The organism is Mycolicibacterium sediminis, assembly GCF_010731735.1.
In the GTDB taxonomy this organism is placed as follows: domain Bacteria; phylum Actinomycetota; class Actinomycetes; order Mycobacteriales; family Mycobacteriaceae; genus Mycobacterium; species Mycobacterium sediminis.
Genome location: NZ_AP022588.1, coordinates 5,325,542 through 5,345,207, shown reverse-complemented (window position 1 = coordinate 5,345,207; position 19,666 = coordinate 5,325,542). Strand labels below are relative to the sequence as shown.

Here is a 19,666-nt window from a genome sequence, read left to right as displayed (position 1 = left end):
TGCGGAATCTCACCGGAATCGTCGCAGTGGCGTCACGCTCGCGGACCGAGGAACTGGAGTACGCATGAGACTGGGCGTGATGATCGGGGCCGAGCGCGGCGACATGGCGCGCAAGGTGGCCAAGCTGGTGGCCGACGTCGAGTGGGCCGACGCCGCGGGCATGGACACCGCGTGGATGCCGCAGGTGCCCGACGACTTCGACTGCCTGACGATGGTCGCGCTGATGGCGGCGCACTCGTCGCGCATCGAACTGGGCACCGCCGTCGTTCCGCTACAGGCTCAGCACCCGATCGCACTGGCGCGCCAGGCACTCTCGGTGAACGCCGTCGCCGGTGGCCGGCTGGCGCTGGGGGTCGGCCCGTCACACCACTGGATCATCCGGGACATGCTCGGGCTGCCCTACGAGAAGCCGGCCGGCTACACCCGGGACTACCTCGAGGTGCTGAACGCCGCGACCGCCGGACCGGGTGCGGTGGACGTCGAGAACGACTCGTTCACCGTCCACAACCCGACCGCACTGGGCGTGGCGACGCCGATGCCCGTCCTGGTCGCCGCGCTCGGACCGGTGATGCTGCAGATCGCCGGCGCGCACGCCGACGGCACGGTCCTGTGGATGGCCGACGAGAAGTCGATCGGCGACCACATCGCACCCAGGATCACCAAGGCCGCCGCCGAGGCGGGCCGCCCGGCGCCGCGCATCGTGGCCGGCATCCCCGTGTGTCTGTGCGCAAACTCCGAGATCGACGCCGCCAAGGACCGGGCCAATCGCATCCTGGCCGAGGCCGAGACGTCGCCCAACTATCAGAAGCTGCTCGACCGTGGCGACGCGCGCAACGTGGGAGACCTCTGTGCCGCGGGTGACGAGGAGTCGATCCTCAAGCGCTTCAAGCAGTTCGCGGACGCCGGCGTGACCGACCTGTCGGTACGGCTGCTGCCGATCGGCGACACCCGCGACGAACTCGTCGCGTCGAAGTACCGCACGCGCGAGGTGATCGCCGAGCTCGTCAAGGCCGTCAAGTGACGTCGGTGGGCCCGCTTGCCGGCATCCGCATCCTCGAGGTGGGCGTCATGCTCGCCGGTCCCTACGCGACCATGATGCTGGCGGATCTCGGCGCCGAGGTGATCAAGGTGGAGCCACCCGGCGGCGAGATCTCGCGTCAGGTCGGGGCGAGTTACTTCGCCAGCCTCAACCGCAACAAGCGGAGCGTCTGCCTCGACCTCGCCTCCGACGACGGACGTCGGCGACTCGGCGAACTCGTGACCGAATCCCATGCGCTGCTGGTCAACATGAAGCCGTCGGTGATCCGCAAGCTGGGCCTGACGTACGAGGCGCTGTCGGAGTTCAATCCGAAGATCGTGTGCGTCGCGCTGACCGGCTACGGCCTCGACGGCGGCGACGATCCGGCGTTCGACTACGTGGTGCAGGCCGCCACGGGGGTGGCCGCGATGACCGGTGACCCGGACGGTCCTCCGACGCTGCCGGGGTACTCGTCGGCGGACAACTCCACGGGTCTGACCGCGGCGCTGGGTCTGCTCGCGCAGATCGTGTCGGGACGCGGTGGTCAGGTCGACGTCTCGCTGCGCGACGTGATGCTCTCGCAGCTGAACTACCGCGCGTCGGCGTACCTGAACGATGGGGTGGTGCCGCGACGGCATCCGCACGGCGCGCACTCGTACTACGTTCCGGCGCAGCTGTTTCCGACCAAGGACGGCTACCTGGCGCTCTTCATCACCCACGACGGCTTCTGGAGGTCGTTCGCGCAGGAGGCCGGCCTCGGCGGTTTCGGACTGATGGCGGAGCGGTCGGCGCGCCGGGACGAGGTGCTGGCGCTGGTGACGGTGGTGCTCGCGACGGATACCGCCGTCGGCTGGCAGGAACGGCTTGCACCTCTGGGGATTCCCGCGGCAGCCGTCCGGTCACTACCCGAGGCGCTGGAGGCGACGCCCGACGCGGTGGTCACGGCAGGCGACTTCCGTCTGGTCGGGGGCTCGGTGAAGGTGGCCGGGTACGAGCCGGAGTACCGGGCCGCACCCGAACTCGACGAATACTCGGCTCAGTCTCAGTCGTCGTAGGAGACGTAGACGTCCGTGGTGTCGGGGACCGCCTGGCAGGTCAGTACGTACCCGTCCTCCACCTCGTCCTCGTCGAGTGCGTCGTTGACGCGCATCGTCGCCCGGCCCTCGACCAGCTTGGCCATACAGGTGCCGCAGTTGCCCGCCTCGCAGGAGAAGGGCGGTCCCATCCCGGCACGCCGGGCGGCTTCGAGCAACGTCTCGCCGGGCACCATCTTGACCGACGCAGTCTTCCGGTCGAGGAGGATCTTGACCTCGCCGGCCTCGCCCGACGGCACCGGATCTGCACCCATCACACCCACTCCTGGTATTGAGATTCTGTTCTTGCGAGAATACTATTCTCCATTATTGATAGGCTATTCTCAACCAACGTCTGCGAGCCATCGTCCACTGTCGGGCGACCAGCGGGAAGGGCCGAGCAGTGACCGAGACCGCCCTCCTCGCATACGGCGACCGGCAGTACACCCGCGCCGAACTCGACGCCCTCACCAGCGGCATGGCAACCATCCTGGAGCAACGCGGCGTGCGTACCGGTGACCGGGTGGCGTTGATGTCGTCCAACCGGCCCGAATTCGTCGTCGCGATGCAGGCCATCTGGCGCCTCGGCGCGGCCGTAGTGCTGCTCAGCACGTCGTGGAAACGCGCCGAGGTGGACCACGCCCTGGCGCTGACGACGCCGTCGCACGCGGTGGGCGACAATCCCGTGCTCGCCGAGGCCATGCCGATGCTCGACCTCGACTCCCCGGTCACCCCGGGCCGTCGCGAATTCGACACGCCCGCGCCCGGTTCGGACGCACTGTTCGTCTTCAGTTCGGGCACCACCGGCATGCCCAAGGCCGTCCGGCACACGCATGGTGGCTTCGCGGCGGCCGTCGCACATTGGCGGGCGGCGTTGGGGCTGACGCCGAACGACCGGATGCAGATCCTGACGCCGCCGTCGCACATCCTCGGACTCCTCAACATCGCCACCGCCTTCGACGCCGGGGCATGGATCCGGCTGCACCCCCGCTTCGACGTGGAGACCATGTTGCGGCACATCGAGGCCGACCGCATCACGATTGAGATGGCCGTGGCGCCCATCGCGCTGGCGCTGGCAGCACATCCCCGCCTCGAGGACTACGACCTGTCGTCACTGCGCTACGTCGTGTGGTGCGCGACGCCCGTGACCCGAAGCGTCGCCGACGAGGTGACACGCCGGGCGGGCGTCACCTGGGTGACCGCCTACGGCGCCAGCGAGCTACCCGTGATCACGTGCAACGTCCTGGACGGCGCGGAACTGGACACCGTCGGCCGAGCCGTGCCCGGGGTCCGGCTGCGCATCACGTCGCCGGAGACCGGCGAACCCGTGCCGATCGGAGACGACGGCGAGATCTGGGTGTCGTCGCCCTCGGCGATGGCGGGTTATTTGCCCGACGACGCCACCGAGTCCGCCTTCGTCGACGGCTGGTACCGCACGGGCGACGTCGGGCACCTCGACGCCGACGGCTGGCTGCGGATCACCGACCGATCCAAGGAGATGATCAAGGTCCGCGGATTCCAGGTGGCGCCCGCCGAGATCGAAGCGGTGCTGCACGGCCATTCCGCCGTCGCGGACTGCGCGGTGTTCGGGGTGCCCGACCCGGTCAGCGGCGAGGCGATCGTCGCCGCCGTGTCTCGTTGCGGTGCAGTCGAATCAGACGAGTTGACCGGCCTCGTCGCCGATTCATTGGCGTCGTACAAGCGACCGAGCCGGGTCGTCTTCGTCGAGGAGATCCCTCGACTTCCCTCCGGAAAGGTGTTGCGCCGAGTGCTGAAGGACCGCGTGATGAGCGACTCCGCCAAGAGCGAAGCGATCTGATGGACGTCCGTCTGACGTCCGAGCAGCGGCAACTGCGCGACGCTGCCGCCAAACTGGCAGACGACCTCGGCCCCGGGTCGGTCGCCGACCTCGACGACGGTGGCCGCGTCGCCCGACTCGAGAAGAACGTCGACGCCACGGGTTGGCGGACCCTGCGCTCGGACGAGGCGTCGGGAGTCGAGGTCGCCATCGTGGCGGAGGAGTTCGCCCGAGGCTTGGTCGACGTGCCCTTCGTCGGACCGGTGCTGGCCGACGACCTGTCGCGACGGCTCGGCCGCGAGGTGGCCGTGCCTCCGTCCGATGGACCGTCGATCGATCTGACGCACGGCCTGGCCGGTGTGGCGGAGTCGCCGGTGGAACTCGGAGACCTGGCCGACGAGGACGCCGCCCGCTGGTACGCGCTCGCCCTCGCCGCGACGACGGCCGATCTCGTCGGTGCGGCGCGGGGAACGCTGGCGCTCGCCACCGAATACGCGAAGGTGCGCGAGCAGTACGGCGCGACCATCGGCTCCTACCAGGCGGTGCGACATCTGCTCGCCGAGAGCCTGGCGCTGATCGAGGGTTCGATCAGCGTGTTGCGGCACGCCGCATGGGCCGTCGACGAGCTGCCCGTGGTGGAGGCGGTCGAGGCGGGCAGGGTCGCGAAGATCTATTGCGCCCGTTCTGCTCTCACCGTCTGCGAGACGTCGATCCAGGTGCACGGCGGCATCGGCAACACCTGGGAGTGCCTCGCGCACGTCTACCTGCGTCGCGTCCTGACCGCCACCGAGACGTGGCCGGTGAAGCTGGAGGAGTTGACCGTTGGACTTTCGTGACTCACCGGAGGAGGCCCAGTTCCGCGCGAAGCTGCGCACCTGGTTGCTCGAGCAGAAGGGCATGTTCCCGACCTCGGGGGACGAGTACTGGGCGGCGCAGGGTCGGTGGCACCAGGCGCTGTTCGCGGCGGGGTTCTTCGGGACCACCTGGCCCGCCGCCTACGGTGGACGGGACCTGCCCGCGGTCTACGACGTCATCGTCGACGAGGAGATCGCCAAGGCCGGCGCACCCGCACGTCCGAGCCTCGGGTACCTGGTCGTCGGCCTCAGCCATCACGGCAGTGAGCAACTGCGCCAACGGTTCCTGCCCGGCATGATCGACGGGTCCGAGCGGTGGTGCCAGGGCTTCAGCGAGCCGGGCGCCGGGTCTGACCTCGCGTCGCTGACGACGACGGCCGTCGCCGACGGGGACGAGTACGTCATCCATGGTCACAAGATCTGGACCAGCTACTCCGACGTCGCCGACTGGTGTCTGGTCCTCGCGCGGACCGACCGGGACGTGCCCAAGCACAAGGGGATCTCGGCGTTCATCGTGCCGATGCACGAGGAGGGCATCGTGCAGCGACCGCTGAAGATGATCAGCGGTGTCACCAAGGAATTCGGGCAGGTCGAGTTCGACGGTGCGCGGGTGTCCGCCGACAACATGGTCGGTGCTCCCGGCGACGGGTGGAAGCTCGCCATGACGGTCGTCAGCCACGAACGCGAGCCGTCGACCCTCGGGTTCTCGGCGCGCTACGGAAAGCTGGTGCGGCAACTGGCCGGCCGGGTCGACGGCACGCCGCCCGACGAGTTGTCGTGGGCGTGGGTGCAGACCGAGATGTTGCGCCTGCACGTGCGGCGGCGTCTGTCCGAGCAGTTGGACGGGATCGTGCACGGGCCGGACGGTTCGCTGGACAAGCTGCTGATGACGTGGGTCGAGCAATCGGTGGGACATGCGACGCTCGCGACCCTCGGCACCAGCGACGAGGAACTCTTCGGCGCCTACCTGTACAGCCGCGCGCAGAGCGTCATGGGCGGCACGTCGCAGATTCAGAAGAACATCATCGCGCAACGCATTCTTGGATTGGGAGCCTGACGTGTACGACATGCCGGACGAGATCGACGTCAAAGCCGATGGCGCGTTGCGGATCATCACGCTCAACCGCCCCGATGCGCTGAATGCCGTCAACGACGATCTGCACGTCGGGCTCGCCAAGATCTGGGAGGCGCTCAACGAGGACGCCGGTGCGCGCGTCGCCGTGATCACCGGAGCGGGCCGCGCGTTCTCGGCGGGCGGCGACTTCCACTACCTCGACGAGTTGCGCAGCAATGAGGCGTTGCGGCAGAAGACGATCAAGCACGGTCGGGACCTCGTCATCGGCATGGTGAGGTGCCGCATCCCGGTGATCGCCGCGGTCAACGGGCCGGCCGTCGGCCTGGGTTGCAGCCTGGCCGCGCTGTCGGACATCGTCTACATGGCAGAGACCGCGCACTTCGCGGATCCGCACGTGCAGATCGGGCTCGTCGCCGCCGACGGGGGACCGCTGGTGTGGGGCTCGCAGATCAGTCTGCTGCTGGCCAAGGAGTTCGCGCTGACCGGCGTGCGGATCAAGGCGCCGCGGGCTCTCGAACTCGGTCTCGCCAACCACGTCGTCGCCGATCCACTGGCCGAGGCCATCGCGGCGGCGAAGAAGATCCTCGAGCTGCCGCAGCAGGCCGTCGAGGCCACCAAGCGTCTGATGAACATCCAGCTGGAGCGTTCGGTGATGGCGTCGCTCGACTACGCCAACCTCGCCGAGTACGTGTCGTTCGGCACCGCTGACTTCAACCGCATCGTCGACGGCCTGATCGCGAAGGGCTAGGGGCCGACCTCCGGCGAGCGTGCGTGTCTGCAGACGACACGCCGGTCCTGAGCGGGAGTTTGCGCACGCTCGCGAGGATGGGCACGCGGTCGTGTGCCGTCGCCCCGGTGATCACGGCGGCAGCCAGCCTCACCGACCGTGCGCTAACTCGGGTTCTAACTCGGCGTGTCGGCCGCAGACACGCACGCTCGCGGAAGACGTTGAGGCGCTCAGGCGGGCAGGGACTCGGAGCGCTGGACGGTTCCGGTGATCCCGGAGGCGTCCTGGCCGGCCAAGAGCACGGCAGCCCTGCCCATCGCCTCGGGCGGCTCGACCATCTCGGGTGGGATCTCCATGGCCATGCCACCGGCCTGCCACCCCTCCGTGAGGACGACGCGTGACGGGCTCAGGCAGTTGACGGCGACGTTGTCACCGCGAAGGTCCGCGGCCAGGCCGAGGTAGAGGCGTTCGGCGGCGGCCTTCGACACCCAGTAGGCGTTGGCACCGGAGTCGACCATCCCGACGCCGGTGGTCGTCACCGCGATCAGCGATCCGCCGGCGCGCGCCCGCACGTGCGGGATGACGGCCTTGGTGACGAGGAAGACGCCGGTCAGGTTCACGTCGAGGCACAGCTGCCAGCGTTTGAGCGGGGTCGACTCGATGGGGCCGAACCACAGCACGCCCGCGTTCGCGACCAGCACGTCGATGCCGCCGAACTCGGTCACCGTCGCTGCCACCGCGGCGTCGACCGACTCCTCGCTGGTGACGTCGCACGCCACCGCGAGCGCCCGCCCGCCGGCGTCGGTGATCTCCGCGGCGACCGAGCCGATCGTGCCGGGCAGCTTGCCTCGCTCCTCGGAGCGCGCAGCCACCGCGACCGCTGCGCCCGCGGCGGCGAGGTGGCGGGCCACCGTCGCACCGATGCCGCGGCTGGCACCGGCGACGAACGCAACCTTGCCGTCGAGCGGCCCGCCCGTCGTCACGGGATCACCTGGGTGGGAAGCGCAGAGCACCGTCGAGGCGGATGACCTCGCCGTTGAGGTAGTCGTTCTCGATGATGCTCTGCGCCAGCTGTGCGTACTCGGTCGACCGTCCCATCCGCTTGGGGAACGGGACCTGCGGCGCCCAGTACTGCTCGAGTTGATCGGCGGCCTTGCCGTACGCGGGCGTGTTGATCGTGCCGGGAGCGATCGACACGACGCGGATGCCGAGCGGGGACAGGTCCCGCGCCGCGACCAGCGTCATCCCCAGCACGCCGCCCTTGGCTGCGGCGTAGGGGAGTTGACCGACCTGGCCCTCGTAGCCTGCGATGGACGCGGTGTTGACGATGACGCCCCGGGCACCCTCCTCCAGGGGCTCGGTGGTGGCGATCGCCGCGGCCGACAGGCGCATCACGTTGAACACCGCCGTCAGGTAGAACTCGATGGTCTTCTTGAAACCGTCGAGGTCCAGCGGCGAACCGTCCTTGCCGACCAGTCGCCCCCCGCTCGCGGGGCCACCGTGGGTGTCCACCGAGATGCGTAGCGGCGCAAGGGCTTGCGCTTCCGCGATCGCGGCGTTGACCGACTCCTCGGACGTGGCGTCCGTGTGGACGTAGCGCACGCCCAGCTCGGACTCGAGTTCCCTGCCCTTGTCGTCGGCGACGTCGGCGACGACCACCTTGGCCCCCGCGGCGTGGAGGCGGCGGACGGTGGCCTCCCCGAGTCCACCCGTTCCACCGACGACGATCGCCGAGCTTCCTGCGATCTGCATGACGCCCTCCTTGCAACGTTGACTCTCGAAACGAGAGAATAACATTCTCATGAGGACGGGAAGGGGTATGCCGATGCGCCGCCGGAGCCATGCGCCGTCACTAGTGTGAGCGGCGAGATGACCATCGCCGAACTCCTCGCCAACGCGCACAACGGATCCACGCGTGCAGTCGGCCGCCTGCTCAGCCTCGTCGAGAGTGACCGGCGTGACGAGGTGCTGGCGCTGCTCGGTGACCGGACCATGCGCGTCATCGGCGTGACCGGTCCGCCCGGTGCCGGCAAGTCGACGACGATCGCCGTGCTGGTGTCGGCCTACCGGCGACGCGGGCTTCGCGTCGCGGTGCTCGCGGTCGATCCGTCGTCGCCGTACAGCGGGGGAGCGTTGCTCGGCGACCGCATCCGGATGGCCGCGCACATCGACGACGCGGACGTGCTGATCCGATCGGTGGCCACCCGCGGTCACCTCGGAGGACTGGCGGCCGCAGTGCCCGCGGCGGTGCGTCTGCTCGCCGACCTGTCCTACGACGTCGTGCTTCTCGAGACGGTCGGCGTCGGACAGTCCGAGATCGAGATCTCCGCAGTTGCCGACCCCGCCGTCGTCATCCTCAACCCCGGTGCGGGCGATGCCGTTCAAGCCGCCAAGGCTGGGCTGCTCGAGGTCGCCGACATCGTGGCGATCAATAAGGCCGACCGCGACGGCGCCGATCAGACGGTTCGCGACCTGCACGCCGAGACCGCCGCGCCGATCCTGAAGATCGTCGCCGCCCGCAACGAGGGCATCGACGAACTCGTCGAGGCGATCGAGGCGCACCACCGGGCGGACGACCCCGTGCGGCGGGCGGCCCGTGCGCGTGCGCAGATCCTGTCGCTGGCGCAGAGCGCGTTGCGCGCGCACGGTGGGCTCGACGAACTGGCCGGTGCCGTGGCCGAGGGTCGCCTCGACGTGTATTCCGCCACCCGCGCGCTGCTCTCCGATGCGGGCCAGGAACCGCCCGCCGGCCCGCCGGACGACCGCCTCGATCCGTCCTGACGGACCGATGAGAATGATCTTTCCGCTTTTCGCAAACCGTGTTGTACTGTTTCGTGAACGTATTCTTGATCCGCGATGTCTCAGTGCCGAGGAGCCCCGATGCAGAAGGCGATCGATCCGACGATCTCGACCTGGCCGGACGAGAGTCCACAGCTGATCGGCAGCACGTGCGGAGCTTGCGCGGCGACCGTGTTCCCGCGACAGTCGCACTGCCCCAAGTGCAGCCGGGCGCAGATGACCGACGCCCTGCTGCCGCGCCGCGGCACGGTGGTGGCCTGGACGACGCAGGGATTCCCGCCCGGAGCGCCCTACGCGGGGCCGACGGGCAAGGACTTCGTGCCGTTCGGCGTGGGCCTCGTCCAGCTCGGTGACGACATCCGCGTCGAGGGTCGGCTCACCGAGAACGATCCCGCCAAGCTCGGATTCGGCATGGACGTCGAGCTGACCTTCATCCCGTTCGCCACCGACGCCGAGGGCAACGAGATCGTGACGTTCGCCTTCCAGCCGATTTCCCGATGAGCGCTTGCGCGAAGAGCCACAGGTAAGGGGCACCGACATGACCAACGACGTAGCCATCATCGGCGTCGGCATCCATCCGTTCGGCCGGTTCGAGAAGTCAGCCGTCGAGATGGGCGCCGAGGCCATCCACGGCGCGCTGGCGGACGCCGGTCTCGAGTGGCAGGACATCCAGTTCGGCTTCGGCGGAAGCTACGAGGTCTCGAACCCCGACTCCGTCACGCGCCTGGTCGGACTCACCGGCATCACGTTCACCAACGTCTTCAACGCCTGCGCCACGTCGGCGAGCGCCATCCAGCAGACCGCCGACACGATCCGGCTGGGCAAGTACGACATCGGCATCGCGGTCGGACTGGACAAGCACCCGCGCGGCGCGTTCACCGACGACCCGGCCAAGCTCGCGCTGCCCCAGTGGTACGCCGAGAACGGACAGTTCGTCACCACCAAGTTCTTCGGGATGAAGGCCAACAAATACCTCCACGACCACAACATCAGCGAGGAAACCCTCGCCAAGGTGGCGGCGAAGAACTTCCGCAACGGGGCACTGAACCCCAACGCGTTCCGGCGCAAGCCGATCTCCGAAGAGGACATCATGGCGTCGCCGGTGCTCAACTACCCGCTGCGGCAGTTCATGTTCTGCGCGCCCGACGAGGGTGCGGCGGCCGTCATCATGTGCCGCGGCGACCTGGCGCACCAGTACACGGACAAGCCGGTGTTCGTGCGTGCCAGCGAGATTCGCACCCGCCGGTTCGGCGCCTACGAGGTGCATGCGACGTCCGCTCCGCTGGACGCGGATTCGTCGCCCACCGTCTACGCGGCGAAGGCGGCCTACGAGGCGGCGGGCATCGGGCCCGAGGACGTCGACGTGGCACAGCTGCAGGACACCGACGCCGGTGCGGAGGTCATCCACATGGCGGAGACGGGCCTGTGCGCCGACGGCGACCAGGAGAAGCTGCTGGCCGATGGGGCCACGGAGATCGGCGGCTCGATGCCGGTCAACACCGACGGCGGCCTCATCGCCAACGGCGAGCCGATCGGCGCGTCCGGGCTGCGGCAGATGCACGAGCTGGTCCGCCAGTTGCGCGGCGAGGCAGGAGAACGTCAGGTTCCGGGCAACCCGCGGGTCGGTCTGGCGCAGGTCTACGGAGCGCCGGGAACGGCCTCGGCGACCATCCTCTCGCTCTGAGTCGACGGCGCCACCCCGTCCGGTAACGCCGTTCTCCAAGGAATAGAGTGCGCTCCATGGCCGACTACCGCTTCGTCACCTACGAGACCCTCGACGAGGGCACCATCGCCCGGATCATGCTGAACCGTCCCGAGCAGCGCAACGCCCAACAGCGCGGCCTGCTGGTCGAATTGGGCGACGCCTTCCTTCGGGCCGAGGCCGACGACGACGTGCGCGTCGTGATCCTCGGGGGCAACGGGCCGATGTTCTCCTCGGGTCACGACCTCGGTTCCAAGGCGATGATGCAGGAGTACCAGCCGGGACCGGATCAGCACCCGAGCTTCCGCGAGAACGGGGCGACGCGCGCGGGCGCCGAGAAGCTGCTCCTGCAGGAGTGGCACTACTTCTTCGAGAACACCCGTCGCTGGCGCGATCTGCGCAAGATCACCGTGGCCTCGGTGCACGGTGACGTCTACGCGGCGGCACTGATGCTGATGTGGTCCTGCGACCTGATCGTGGCCGCGGACAACACGACCTTCGCCGACGTCGTCGGCACCCGCCTGGGGATGTGCGGCGTCGAGTACTTCGCCCACCCGTGGGAGTTCGGTGCGCGAAAGACCAAGGAACTCATGCTGACCGGTGATTCGCTGTCGGTCGAGGAGGCGTACGCCCTCGGCATGGTGTCCAAGGTGTTCCCCGCCGACGAGCTGGCCGACAAGACGCTCGACTTCGCGCGGCGGATCGCCAAGGTCCCCACGATGGCTGCGCTGCTCATCAAGGAGTCGGTCAACCAGACCCAGGACAACCAGGGCTTCCACAACTCCCTCAACGCCTGCTTCACGATGCATCAGCTCAACCACAGCCACTGGTCGCAGGTGCACGGCGGCGGGTTCCCGGTCGCCAACGAGTCCGACGGCCTGCCGAACTGGCGCGAGGCGCCGCCCATTCAGCCGTCGGTCAGGGACCAGCCCTAGACCGTCCGCGAGACTGCGGAAGATGACGGAGAACCGGCGAAATCCGTCACCAACCGTGGTGTCGGCGCAAGACTCTCACGTACTGAGCGCTCGGCCCGCCCGATAGCCGAACACCATCGCGGGTCCGAGCGTGCCACCCGCGCCGCCGTAGGCCTTGCCGGTGACGCCGGCCATCGCGTTGCCGACGGCGAACAGCCCGGCGATCGGTTCGCCCGACACGTGCAGGACCCGCCCGTCCCCGTCGGTGCGCGGGCCGCCCTTGGTGCCCATGGCGCCGACGGTCACCGGGACCGCGTAGAACGGCGCGGTGTCGATCGGACCGAGGGTCTGGAGCGCGGGCGAGGACGCGGAGGTGTCTCCCCAGTAGCCGTCGTATGCGCTCGATCCGCGGTGGAAGTCGGGGTCGTGTTCCTCGGCGACGGCCTCGTTCCAGCCGTCGAGCGTGCGTGCGAGGCCCTCGGCGTCGATGCCGGTCTGCTCGCCGAGTTCGGCGAGGTCGGCCGACTTGCGGAACCACTCGGGTGCCTCCGCGTCGGGGTCGACGCCGAGGAAGCCGTACTTCTTGAGGTGTAGCGAGTCGAAGACGATCCACGCCGGGTCGTTGAGGTAGCCGAACCGCGGGTCGAGGTGGTGGAACGGGCCGGCCATCGAGTTGTACTCTCCGGCCTCGTTGAGGAAGCGCTTGCCCGCGCGGTTGACGATGATGCTGCGCGGCCGGGTGCGTTCGAGTCGCACACTTCGACTGCGCGGGTGGCCGTCGATGGTGTCGCCGGGGATCTGGACGATCGGCACCCACCACGCCTCGCCCATGTTGGCGAGGTCGGCGCCGTGGGCCATCGCCATCCGCAGGCCGTCGCCGGTGTTGTTCGGCGGCGAGACCGGCCCGTGCATCGGACCGCGCAGATACGCCTCGACGAGCGTCCGGTCCCATTCGAACCCGCCGGTGGCCAGCACCACGCCGCGCCGCGCGCGGACGTGAACGTCGTTGCCATCGAGTGACAGTCGCACCCCTCCGATCCTGCCGTCGACCACCAGCAGCTCGACCGCCCGCGCCCCCGTGACGGGCTCGACGCCGCGGTCCAGGAGGCCCTTGAGCAGGCCGGCGATCAGCGCGGTACCCGCCACGCACGGCTCGGCGAGCGACGCGTCCACGTTGGCATGGATGCGTGCCCGCGTCTCGGCGTCGATGCCGACGTTGCTGAAGTCGACCGGGAAGGAGGTGATCCGCGAACCCCACTCGCCGAGGCGGGCGAGGTCGACGGGTCGGGCGTTGTGGGAGCGGCCGCCGGACGGGCGACCGCCGGGCAGTTCCGGCTTGTAGTCCGGGAAGCCCGCGGCGATCTCGAACTGCAACTCGCTGTGCGCTTCGACGAAGTCGAGCATCTCGGGACCGGTGCGCACGAAGGTCTCGACCAGGTCGTCGTCCATCGCACCGAGTGACTGCGCCTCGAGGTAGCGCATGGCGTCCTCGATCGTGAGTTCTCCGTCGGGGGAGCGGTGGTGTGCCGGTATCCACACGATGCCGCCGGACACCGCGGTGGTGCCGCCGACGGTGGCCGCCTTCTCGTAGACGGCGACGGTGGCCCCGCCCGCGGCAGCGGTCAGCGCCGCGGTCAGTCCCGCGCCTCCCGTGCCGAGGACGACGACGTCGACGTCGCGGTCCCACGTGAACTCCGAATCGGTCGCCATCGCAACCCCTTCCGTCAACCGAGGATGTTCGACAGCTGCCTGGCCGCCGCGATCACCGCATCGCGCCCCTCGATGAGGACGTCCTGGCGGTGCGAGATGAGGTTGATGCACGTCGGCGGCGACGGCGGCTTGCGCCGGACGGGCACGGCCAGACCGTAGGTATCGGGTTCGACCTCGCCGTGGGTGATGACCCAGCCCTGTTCCCGGGTCTGTGGCACCAGGTCCCGCTCGCCCGGCCGGGGCGGCATGCTGGCCAGCAGTGCGAGGCCCGCCGACCCGCGCTCGAGCGGGTAGCGGCTGCCCTCGTGGAACGACAGCTGATAGAAGACGAGCGTCGGCACGATGACCGCGACGGCCACCTGCTGGTCGCCCTCCGCCACGAGCAGTGACACCGTGGCGCCGAGATCGTCGGCGAGGGTCCGCAGGGTGGGTACGGAGAGCGCGCGCAAGTTGTTGTCGAACGATGCGCCGAGCACCGCGAGTGCGGCCGCCGGCCGATAGCGTCCGTCCTCGGCCTTCACGATGAACCGTTGCTGCGCAAGGGTGCTGAGCAGCCGGTAGGCGATGGTCCGGTGCACCCCGACGTGTTCGGCGACCTGTTGCGCGGTGATGCCGGCCGGAGAACTCGCCACGGCCTGCAGCGCCGACAGGCCGCGGGCCAGTGTCTGTGATCCCGCCGCGACCCTTTCGGCGGGTCCGCCGTCCTTGACAGACATCATCGCGGAAGTGATGCTCTATGGATAGTGCACATTGTTGTGCGATATTAGCACACATTGATTGCCGCACAAGAGAATGACATTCTCAACGGTGAGCCGGGAAGGGGCCTCGTGGCGGAGTTCGAAAGCGTGTGGAGCGATCTACAGGGCGTCCCCTTCTCGCAGGGCTTCCTGGACGCCGGAGGAGTGCGGACGCGCTACCTCCACGCAGGCGACGCGGACTTGCCGACGCTGGTGCTGCTGCACGGGTCCGGCGGCCACGCCGAGGCGTACGTGCGCAACCTGGAGGCGCACGCCGAGCACTTCTCGACCTGGTCGATCGACATGCTGGGGCACGGCTACACCGACAAGCCCGGCCACCCACTCGAGATCCCGCACTACGTCGAGCATCTTCTCGCCGTCTTCGACGCGATCGGCAGCGACCGGGTGCTGCTGTCCGGCGAATCGCTCGGCGGCTGGGTCGCCGCGCGCGCCGCGTCGGACCACCCCGACCGCATCGACCGGCTGGTGCTCAACACCGCCGGCGGATCCCAGGCCGACCCCGAGGTGATGAAGCGGATCATCACCCTGTCGATGGCCGCCGCGGAGGACCCGTCCTGGGAGACCGTCGGTGCACGCATCAGGTGGCTGATGGCCGACAAGTCCAAGGACTACGACGACATCGTCGCCAGCAGGCAGCGCATCTACCGTCAACCCGGCTTCGTCGCCGCGATGAGCGACATCATGGCCCTGCAGGACCCGCAGATCAGAGCGCGGAACCTGTTGGGACCACGGGAGTACGGTGCCATCACCGCGCCGACCCTCGTCCTCTGGACCAGTGACGACCCCACCGCAGACGTCAGCGAGGGTAACCGAATCGCCTCGATGATCCCCGGCGCGCGATTCGAGGTCATGCCCGACTGCGGGCACTGGCCCCAGTACGAGGACGCCAAGACCTTCAACCGGCTGCACGTCGACTTCCTCCTGGGGCGGACCGATGGCTGAGCGCGTCGACGTCCTCGTCGTCGGCGCCGGACCCGTCGGCCTCACCCTGGCCAACGTCCTGGGCGCACAGGGAGTCCGGACGCTGGTGGTCGACGAGCGCGACACCCTGATCGACTACCCGCGCGGTGTCGGCCTGGACGACGAGGCGCTGCGCACCTTCCAGTCGATCGGCCTCGTCGAGCGCGTCCTGCCGCACACCGTGCCCAACCAGATCCTGCGGTTCTACGACGGCAACCGGAAACTCCTCGCCGAGATGGCCCCGCCCGACGCACGATTCGGCTGGCCCAAGCGCAACGGCTTCGTCCAGCCCATGGTCGACGCCGAACTCCTGCGCGGCCTCGACCGCTACGAGGCCGTCGAGGTCGCCTGGAACACTCGGATGGAGTCGTGCACGCAGGAGGCGGACGGCGTGACGGTCGGCCTCGACGGCAGACCTCCCGTGACCGCCCGCTACGTCGTGGGATGCGACGGCGGCCGCAGTGCCACCCGGCGTCTGGCGAACGTGACGTTCGAGGGCACCACCTCGCCGACGCGGTGGCTCGTCATCGACGTCGCGACCGACCCCCTCGGGCATCCGAACAGCGAGGTGGGCGCGGACCCGGCCCGGCCCTACGCGTCGATCTCCATCGCACACGGAATTCGCCGCTTCGAGTTCATGATTCACGCCGACGAGACCGACGAGCAGGTCGAGCAGCCGTCCTTCATCACGCGGATGCTCGAACCGTTCCTGCCGCACCCGGACCGCGTCGACGTCATCCGGCACCGCGTCTACACCCACCACTCCCGCATCGCGAGCGCGTTCCGGACCGGTCGGGTGTTCCTCGCCGGCGATGCCGCGCACCTCATGCCGGTCTGGCAGGGGCAGGGCTACAACAGCGGCATCCGGGACGCGGCCAACCTCGGCTGGAAGCTGGCCGCGGTCATCAACGGGCATGCGGGGGACGCGTTGCTCGACACCTACGACGCCGAACGCCGCAAGCATGCGAGGGCGATGATCGACCTGTCGACCATGGTCGGACGGGTGATTTCGCCGACCAACCGGCACGTGGCGACGTTGCGCGACAGACTGATCCGATCGGCCTCGGTGGTACCGACCCTGAAGCGCTACGTCCTGGAGATGCGCTTCAAGCCGATGCCCCGCTACGACCAGGGTGCCGTCGCGCACCTCGACGGCGTCGCGCGCGACGCCACGTCTCCCACCGGGACGCTGTTCATCCAGCCGCGCGTGGACACCCGCACCGAGCAGAACGTGCTGCTCGACGACGTGCTCGGTACCGGCTTCGCGGTGCTCGCCTGGAACAACGACCCACGCCGGCTGCTCGGTGACGTGGCGTTCCAGCGGTGGAGGACTCTCGGCGCCAGGTTCGTCGCCGTGCGGCCGCAGACCCAGCTGCACTGGACCGGACACGACGACCCCGACGTCGTGATCGTGGGCGACCGCACCGGTGCGCTCAAGTCCTTCTTCGACGCGCACACCGAGTCGGTCCTCTTCGTCCGGCCCGACCGGTGCATCGCCGGCGCCTGCATCGCCCAACTCGCCCCCGAGATGAGCACCGCACTGTTCGGAGTCCTCCACGTGACGAAGGGAGGACCGCAATCCCATGAACACCGAGACGTCGCTGGCGCTGTGCTGCATGTCGCACAGCCCGCTGCTGAATCTGCCGGGACCGTCACCCGAACTCCTTGACGACGTCGAGGCCGCACTGACGACGGCGCGAGAGTTCGTGCGCGCCTTCGATCCCGAATTGGTGGTCATCTTTTCGCCCGACCACTACAACGGGTTCTTCTACCGCCTGATGCCGTCGTTCTGCATCGGCACCGCGGCCACCGGCGTCGGCGACTACGGCACCCACGCCGGGCCCCTCGACGTGCCCACGGACGTCGCGACCGCCTGCGCCGAAGCGGTCTGGGCGGCCGACGTCGACGTCGCGCTGTCGTCGAGCATGGACGTCGACCACGGCACAGTACAACCGCTCGAGACGCTCTTCGGCGCAGTCGATTCGGTGCCCGTGATCCCGATCTTCATCAACTCCGTCGCCACCCCGCTGGCCCCGATCCGACGCGCGCGGGCGCTGGGCACCGCCGTCGGCGACTTCCTCGCCACCCTCGGCAAGCGCGTCCTGATCGTGGGATCCGGTGGGCTGAGCCACGATCCGCCGGTGCCCACGCTGGCAACCGCGCCGCCCGCGGCGCACGGCCGCATCGTGCACGGCGAGCCGATGTCGGCCGAACAGCGCGCGGCCCGGCAGAGCGCCGTCATGGCGGCTGCCCACGACTTCGCGCACGGCGCGAGCGCACTTCGACCCCTCAACCCGGACTGGGACGACGCCTTGCTGGAACTGCTCGACACCAACCGCGTCGCCGACGTCGACGGCTGGACCAACGCGTGGATCGCCGCCGAGGCCGGAAACTCGGCGCACGAGGTGCGGACCTGGATCGCGGCCTTCTCGGCGATGGCGGCCCGTGGCCGGTACGAGACGGGTTCGCGGTACTACCGCGCGGCGCCCGACCTGATCGCGGGCTTCGCGGTGCGGACGGCGGTGCACGTCCAGTGAGCACCGACGCAGCCTTCGACCACGAGATCGACGTCCTCGTCGTCGGATCGGGCGGCGGCGGCATGACCGCGGCGCTGACGGCGAACGCCGACGGCCTCGACACGCTGGTGGTCGAGAAGTCCTCGCGGTTCGGTGGGTCCACGGCGCTCTCCGGTGGCGGCATCTGGGTGCCCGGCGCACCGTCGCAGCGCCGGGCGGGCTATACGCCCGATCCCGACGGCGTCTTCGACTACCTCAGGACGATCACCGGCGGGCTCGTCGGCGACGCGCGGTTGCGCCGGTACGTGGACGCCGCGCCGGAGATGATGGAGTTCCTCGAGCGGTCCAGTCCCTGGTTCGACTTCGTGTGGAAGCCGGGATATGCCGACTACTACCCAGAGTTGCCCGGCGGCTCCGAACGTGGCAGCACCATCAACGTGCCGGAGATGGACCTGCGGGCACTCGGCGACGAGGAGGCCAACATGCTGGCCCCGTTGGCGCTGGCGCCCAAGGGCATCTGGTTCGCCCCCAAGGACCTGCGGCTGTTCTACCAGGTGCGCCAGAACTGGCGCGGCAAGGCCGTGATGGTCAAGCTCATCTGGCGGATGGTCCGCGCGCACGTCTTCGGCGACCGCATGGCGGCCATCGGCCAATCACTGATGGCGCGGATGCGGCTGGCGCTGGCCGAACACGACGTGCCGCTGTGGCTGGACTCGCCGATGACCGAGCTGATCGCCGACGTCGACGGCCGCGTCGTCGGCGCCGTCGTCGAGCGCGAGGGCCGGACGCTGCGGATCCGGGCGCGACGCGGTGTGATCATCGCCAGCGGTGGGTTCGACCACGACATGGCGTGGCGGCGCGAGCACCTGCCCGAACTCGAGAAGGACTGGAGCTTCGGCAATCCCGCGTCGATGGGCGACGGGATCAGGGCGGGGGAGAAGGTCGGCGCGGCCACCGAACTCCTCGACGAGGCGTGGTGGTTCCCCGCGATGTGCTGGCCGGACGGCCGACTGCAGTTCATGCTCAACGAGCGGATGATGCCGTCGCAGTTCGTCGTCAACGGGGCCGGTGAACGGTTCGTCAACGAGGCGGCTCCCTACATGGACTTCGCCCACGCGATGATCGACGGGCAGCGCACCGGCGTGGACCACATCCCGTGCTGGCTGATCACCGACATCCGGTCGTTCCACCGCTACGTCGTGGGCGGCCACCTGCCGATCCCCAAGATCCCGTTCGCGCCGGTGCCGACCGGACGGAAGGTCCCCGAGGCCTGGCTGGAGTCGGGAATCGTCAAGCAGGGCGACAGCTTCACCGAACTCGCGCATCAGATCGGGGTCCCCGCCGCGACGCTGCGGGCGACCGCGGAACGCTTCAACGAGTTGGCCCGAACGGGTCACGACGACGACTTCGGTCGCGGGGACAGCGCGTACGACAACTACTACGGCGACCCGACACTGCCGAACCCGAACCTGCACCCGCTGGGCAAGCCCCCGTACTACGCATTTCAGATCATCCTGGGCGACCTCGGGACGTCCGGCGGGCTGCGCACCGACGAATTCGCGCGGGTGCTGCGCGACGACGACTCGGTGATCGACGGTCTGTACGCGACGGGCAATGCCAGCGCAGCGGTGATGGGCCGCAGCTACGCGGGCGCCGGCGCCACGATCGGGCCGGCGATGACCTTCGGGTACGTGGCCGCCCGCCACATCGCGGCCGAGGAATCCACGACGGTGCCCTACTCCCCATGACGTCCAACACCTAT

General features: G+C 69.1%; 19 protein-coding genes. 14 read left to right on the top strand and 5 right to left on the bottom strand.

Features of this window, described 5'->3' with window-relative positions; translation table 11 throughout:
- Positions 1-64: 64 nt before the first annotated feature.
- Both G6N64_RS25450 and G6N64_RS25445 read left to right on the top strand, forming a co-directional pair.
- Entirely contained in the window at positions 65-1,021 is a 957-nt protein-coding gene (locus G6N64_RS25450; protein ID WP_163800588.1) for an LLM class F420-dependent oxidoreductase, read from the top strand.
- Complete coding sequence (locus G6N64_RS25445) at positions 1,018-2,073, top strand: CaiB/BaiF CoA transferase family protein (RefSeq protein WP_163800587.1); 1,056 nt, start codon at positions 1,018-1,020, stop codon at positions 2,071-2,073. The genes G6N64_RS25450 and G6N64_RS25445 overlap by 4 nt, the downstream gene beginning before the upstream one ends.
- Here the strand turns inward: G6N64_RS25445 and G6N64_RS25440 are convergent.
- Entirely contained in the window at positions 2,061-2,366 is a 306-nt protein-coding gene (locus tag G6N64_RS25440; protein ID WP_163800586.1) for a 2Fe-2S iron-sulfur cluster-binding protein, read from the bottom strand. The two genes, G6N64_RS25445 and G6N64_RS25440, sit on opposite strands and share 13 nt — an antisense overlap.
- Positions 2,367-2,494: 128 nt before the next feature.
- On the opposite strand from G6N64_RS25440, the gene G6N64_RS25435 reads away from it, so the two are divergent.
- The 4 genes from G6N64_RS25435 to G6N64_RS25420 are packed head-to-tail and all read left to right on the top strand — an operon-like array spanning position 2,495 to position 6,566.
- Positions 2,495-3,910: a class I adenylate-forming enzyme family protein gene (locus G6N64_RS25435; RefSeq protein WP_163800585.1), complete on the top strand. Its 1,416-nt coding sequence runs from the start codon at positions 2,495-2,497 to the stop codon at positions 3,908-3,910.
- Positions 3,910-4,725 (top strand): acyl-CoA dehydrogenase family protein, encoded by an 816-nt coding sequence (locus G6N64_RS25430; protein WP_163800584.1) that lies wholly within the window; start codon positions 3,910-3,912, stop codon positions 4,723-4,725. The genes G6N64_RS25435 and G6N64_RS25430 overlap by 1 nt, the downstream gene beginning before the upstream one ends.
- Positions 4,712-5,800 (top strand): acyl-CoA dehydrogenase family protein, encoded by a 1,089-nt coding sequence (locus tag G6N64_RS25425; RefSeq protein ID WP_163800583.1) that lies wholly within the window; start codon positions 4,712-4,714, stop codon positions 5,798-5,800. The genes G6N64_RS25430 and G6N64_RS25425 overlap by 14 nt, the downstream gene beginning before the upstream one ends.
- A gap of 1 nt (position 5,801) precedes the next feature.
- Positions 5,802-6,566: an enoyl-CoA hydratase/isomerase family protein gene (locus tag G6N64_RS25420; RefSeq protein WP_163800582.1), complete on the top strand. Its 765-nt coding sequence runs from the start codon at positions 5,802-5,804 to the stop codon at positions 6,564-6,566.
- 209 nt (positions 6,567-6,775) lie between these two features.
- On the opposite strand, the gene G6N64_RS25415 is transcribed toward G6N64_RS25420, so the two are convergent.
- Both G6N64_RS25415 and G6N64_RS25410 read right to left on the bottom strand, forming a co-directional pair.
- Positions 6,776-7,528 (bottom strand): SDR family NAD(P)-dependent oxidoreductase, encoded by a 753-nt coding sequence (locus G6N64_RS25415; protein WP_163800581.1) that lies wholly within the window; start codon positions 7,526-7,528, stop codon positions 6,776-6,778.
- Between the two features lie 4 nt (positions 7,529-7,532).
- Positions 7,533-8,297, bottom strand: a complete 765-nt coding sequence (locus tag G6N64_RS25410; RefSeq protein ID WP_163800580.1) for an SDR family NAD(P)-dependent oxidoreductase — start codon at positions 8,295-8,297, stop codon at positions 7,533-7,535.
- Positions 8,298-8,414: 117 nt separating this feature from the next.
- Here G6N64_RS25410 and G6N64_RS25405 point away from each other — a divergent pair, with 117 nt between their 5' ends.
- The 4 genes from G6N64_RS25405 to G6N64_RS25390 all read left to right on the top strand — a co-directional run bounded on the left by G6N64_RS25405 (position 8,415) and on the right by G6N64_RS25390 (position 11,981).
- On the top strand, positions 8,415-9,326 hold the full coding sequence (locus G6N64_RS25405) for an ArgK/MeaB family GTPase (protein WP_163802116.1): 912 nt from the start codon (positions 8,415-8,417) through the stop codon (positions 9,324-9,326).
- A gap of 99 nt (positions 9,327-9,425) precedes the next feature.
- Positions 9,426-9,845: a Zn-ribbon domain-containing OB-fold protein gene (locus G6N64_RS25400; protein ID WP_163800579.1), complete on the top strand. Its 420-nt coding sequence runs from the start codon at positions 9,426-9,428 to the stop codon at positions 9,843-9,845.
- A 37-nt stretch (positions 9,846-9,882) separates the two neighbouring features.
- Positions 9,883-11,028 (top strand): thiolase family protein, encoded by a 1,146-nt coding sequence (locus G6N64_RS25395; RefSeq protein ID WP_163800578.1) that lies wholly within the window; start codon positions 9,883-9,885, stop codon positions 11,026-11,028.
- A 56-nt stretch (positions 11,029-11,084) separates the two neighbouring features.
- Positions 11,085-11,981 (top strand): enoyl-CoA hydratase, encoded by an 897-nt coding sequence (locus tag G6N64_RS25390; protein WP_163800577.1) that lies wholly within the window; start codon positions 11,085-11,087, stop codon positions 11,979-11,981.
- Between the two features lie 75 nt (positions 11,982-12,056).
- Here G6N64_RS25390 and G6N64_RS25385 read toward each other — a convergent pair whose 3' ends face one another.
- Positions 12,057-13,670 (bottom strand): FAD-dependent oxidoreductase, encoded by a 1,614-nt coding sequence (locus tag G6N64_RS25385; RefSeq protein ID WP_163800576.1) that lies wholly within the window; start codon positions 13,668-13,670, stop codon positions 12,057-12,059.
- A 14-nt stretch (positions 13,671-13,684) separates the two neighbouring features.
- Positions 13,685-14,389, bottom strand: a complete 705-nt coding sequence (locus tag G6N64_RS25380; protein WP_163800575.1) for an IclR family transcriptional regulator — start codon at positions 14,387-14,389, stop codon at positions 13,685-13,687.
- 108 nt (positions 14,390-14,497) lie between these two features.
- On the opposite strand from G6N64_RS25380, the gene G6N64_RS25375 reads away from it, so the two are divergent.
- Genes G6N64_RS25375 through G6N64_RS25360 form a run of 4 tightly spaced genes read left to right on the top strand, consistent with a single transcriptional unit; the run spans position 14,498 to position 19,652 of the window.
- Positions 14,498-15,370: an alpha/beta fold hydrolase gene (locus G6N64_RS25375; protein WP_163800574.1), complete on the top strand. Its 873-nt coding sequence runs from the start codon at positions 14,498-14,500 to the stop codon at positions 15,368-15,370.
- The gene (locus G6N64_RS25370) at positions 15,363-17,057 is read left to right on the top strand and encodes a bifunctional 3-(3-hydroxy-phenyl)propionate/3-hydroxycinnamic acid hydroxylase (RefSeq protein ID WP_163800573.1); all 1,695 of its coding nucleotides are present in this window, start codon (positions 15,363-15,365) and stop codon (positions 17,055-17,057) included. Before G6N64_RS25375 ends, G6N64_RS25370 begins: the two co-directional genes overlap by 8 nt.
- Positions 17,005-17,925 carry a 3-carboxyethylcatechol 2,3-dioxygenase gene (locus G6N64_RS25365; protein WP_246231329.1) on the top strand — a complete coding sequence of 307 codons (921 nt, stop codon included), beginning with the start codon at positions 17,005-17,007 and terminating at the stop codon, positions 17,923-17,925. The genes G6N64_RS25370 and G6N64_RS25365 overlap by 53 nt, the downstream gene beginning before the upstream one ends.
- Entirely contained in the window at positions 17,922-19,652 is a 1,731-nt protein-coding gene (locus G6N64_RS25360) for an FAD-binding protein (RefSeq protein WP_163800571.1), read from the top strand. Before G6N64_RS25365 ends, G6N64_RS25360 begins: the two co-directional genes overlap by 4 nt.
- The last annotated feature ends 14 nt before the right edge of the window (positions 19,653-19,666 follow it).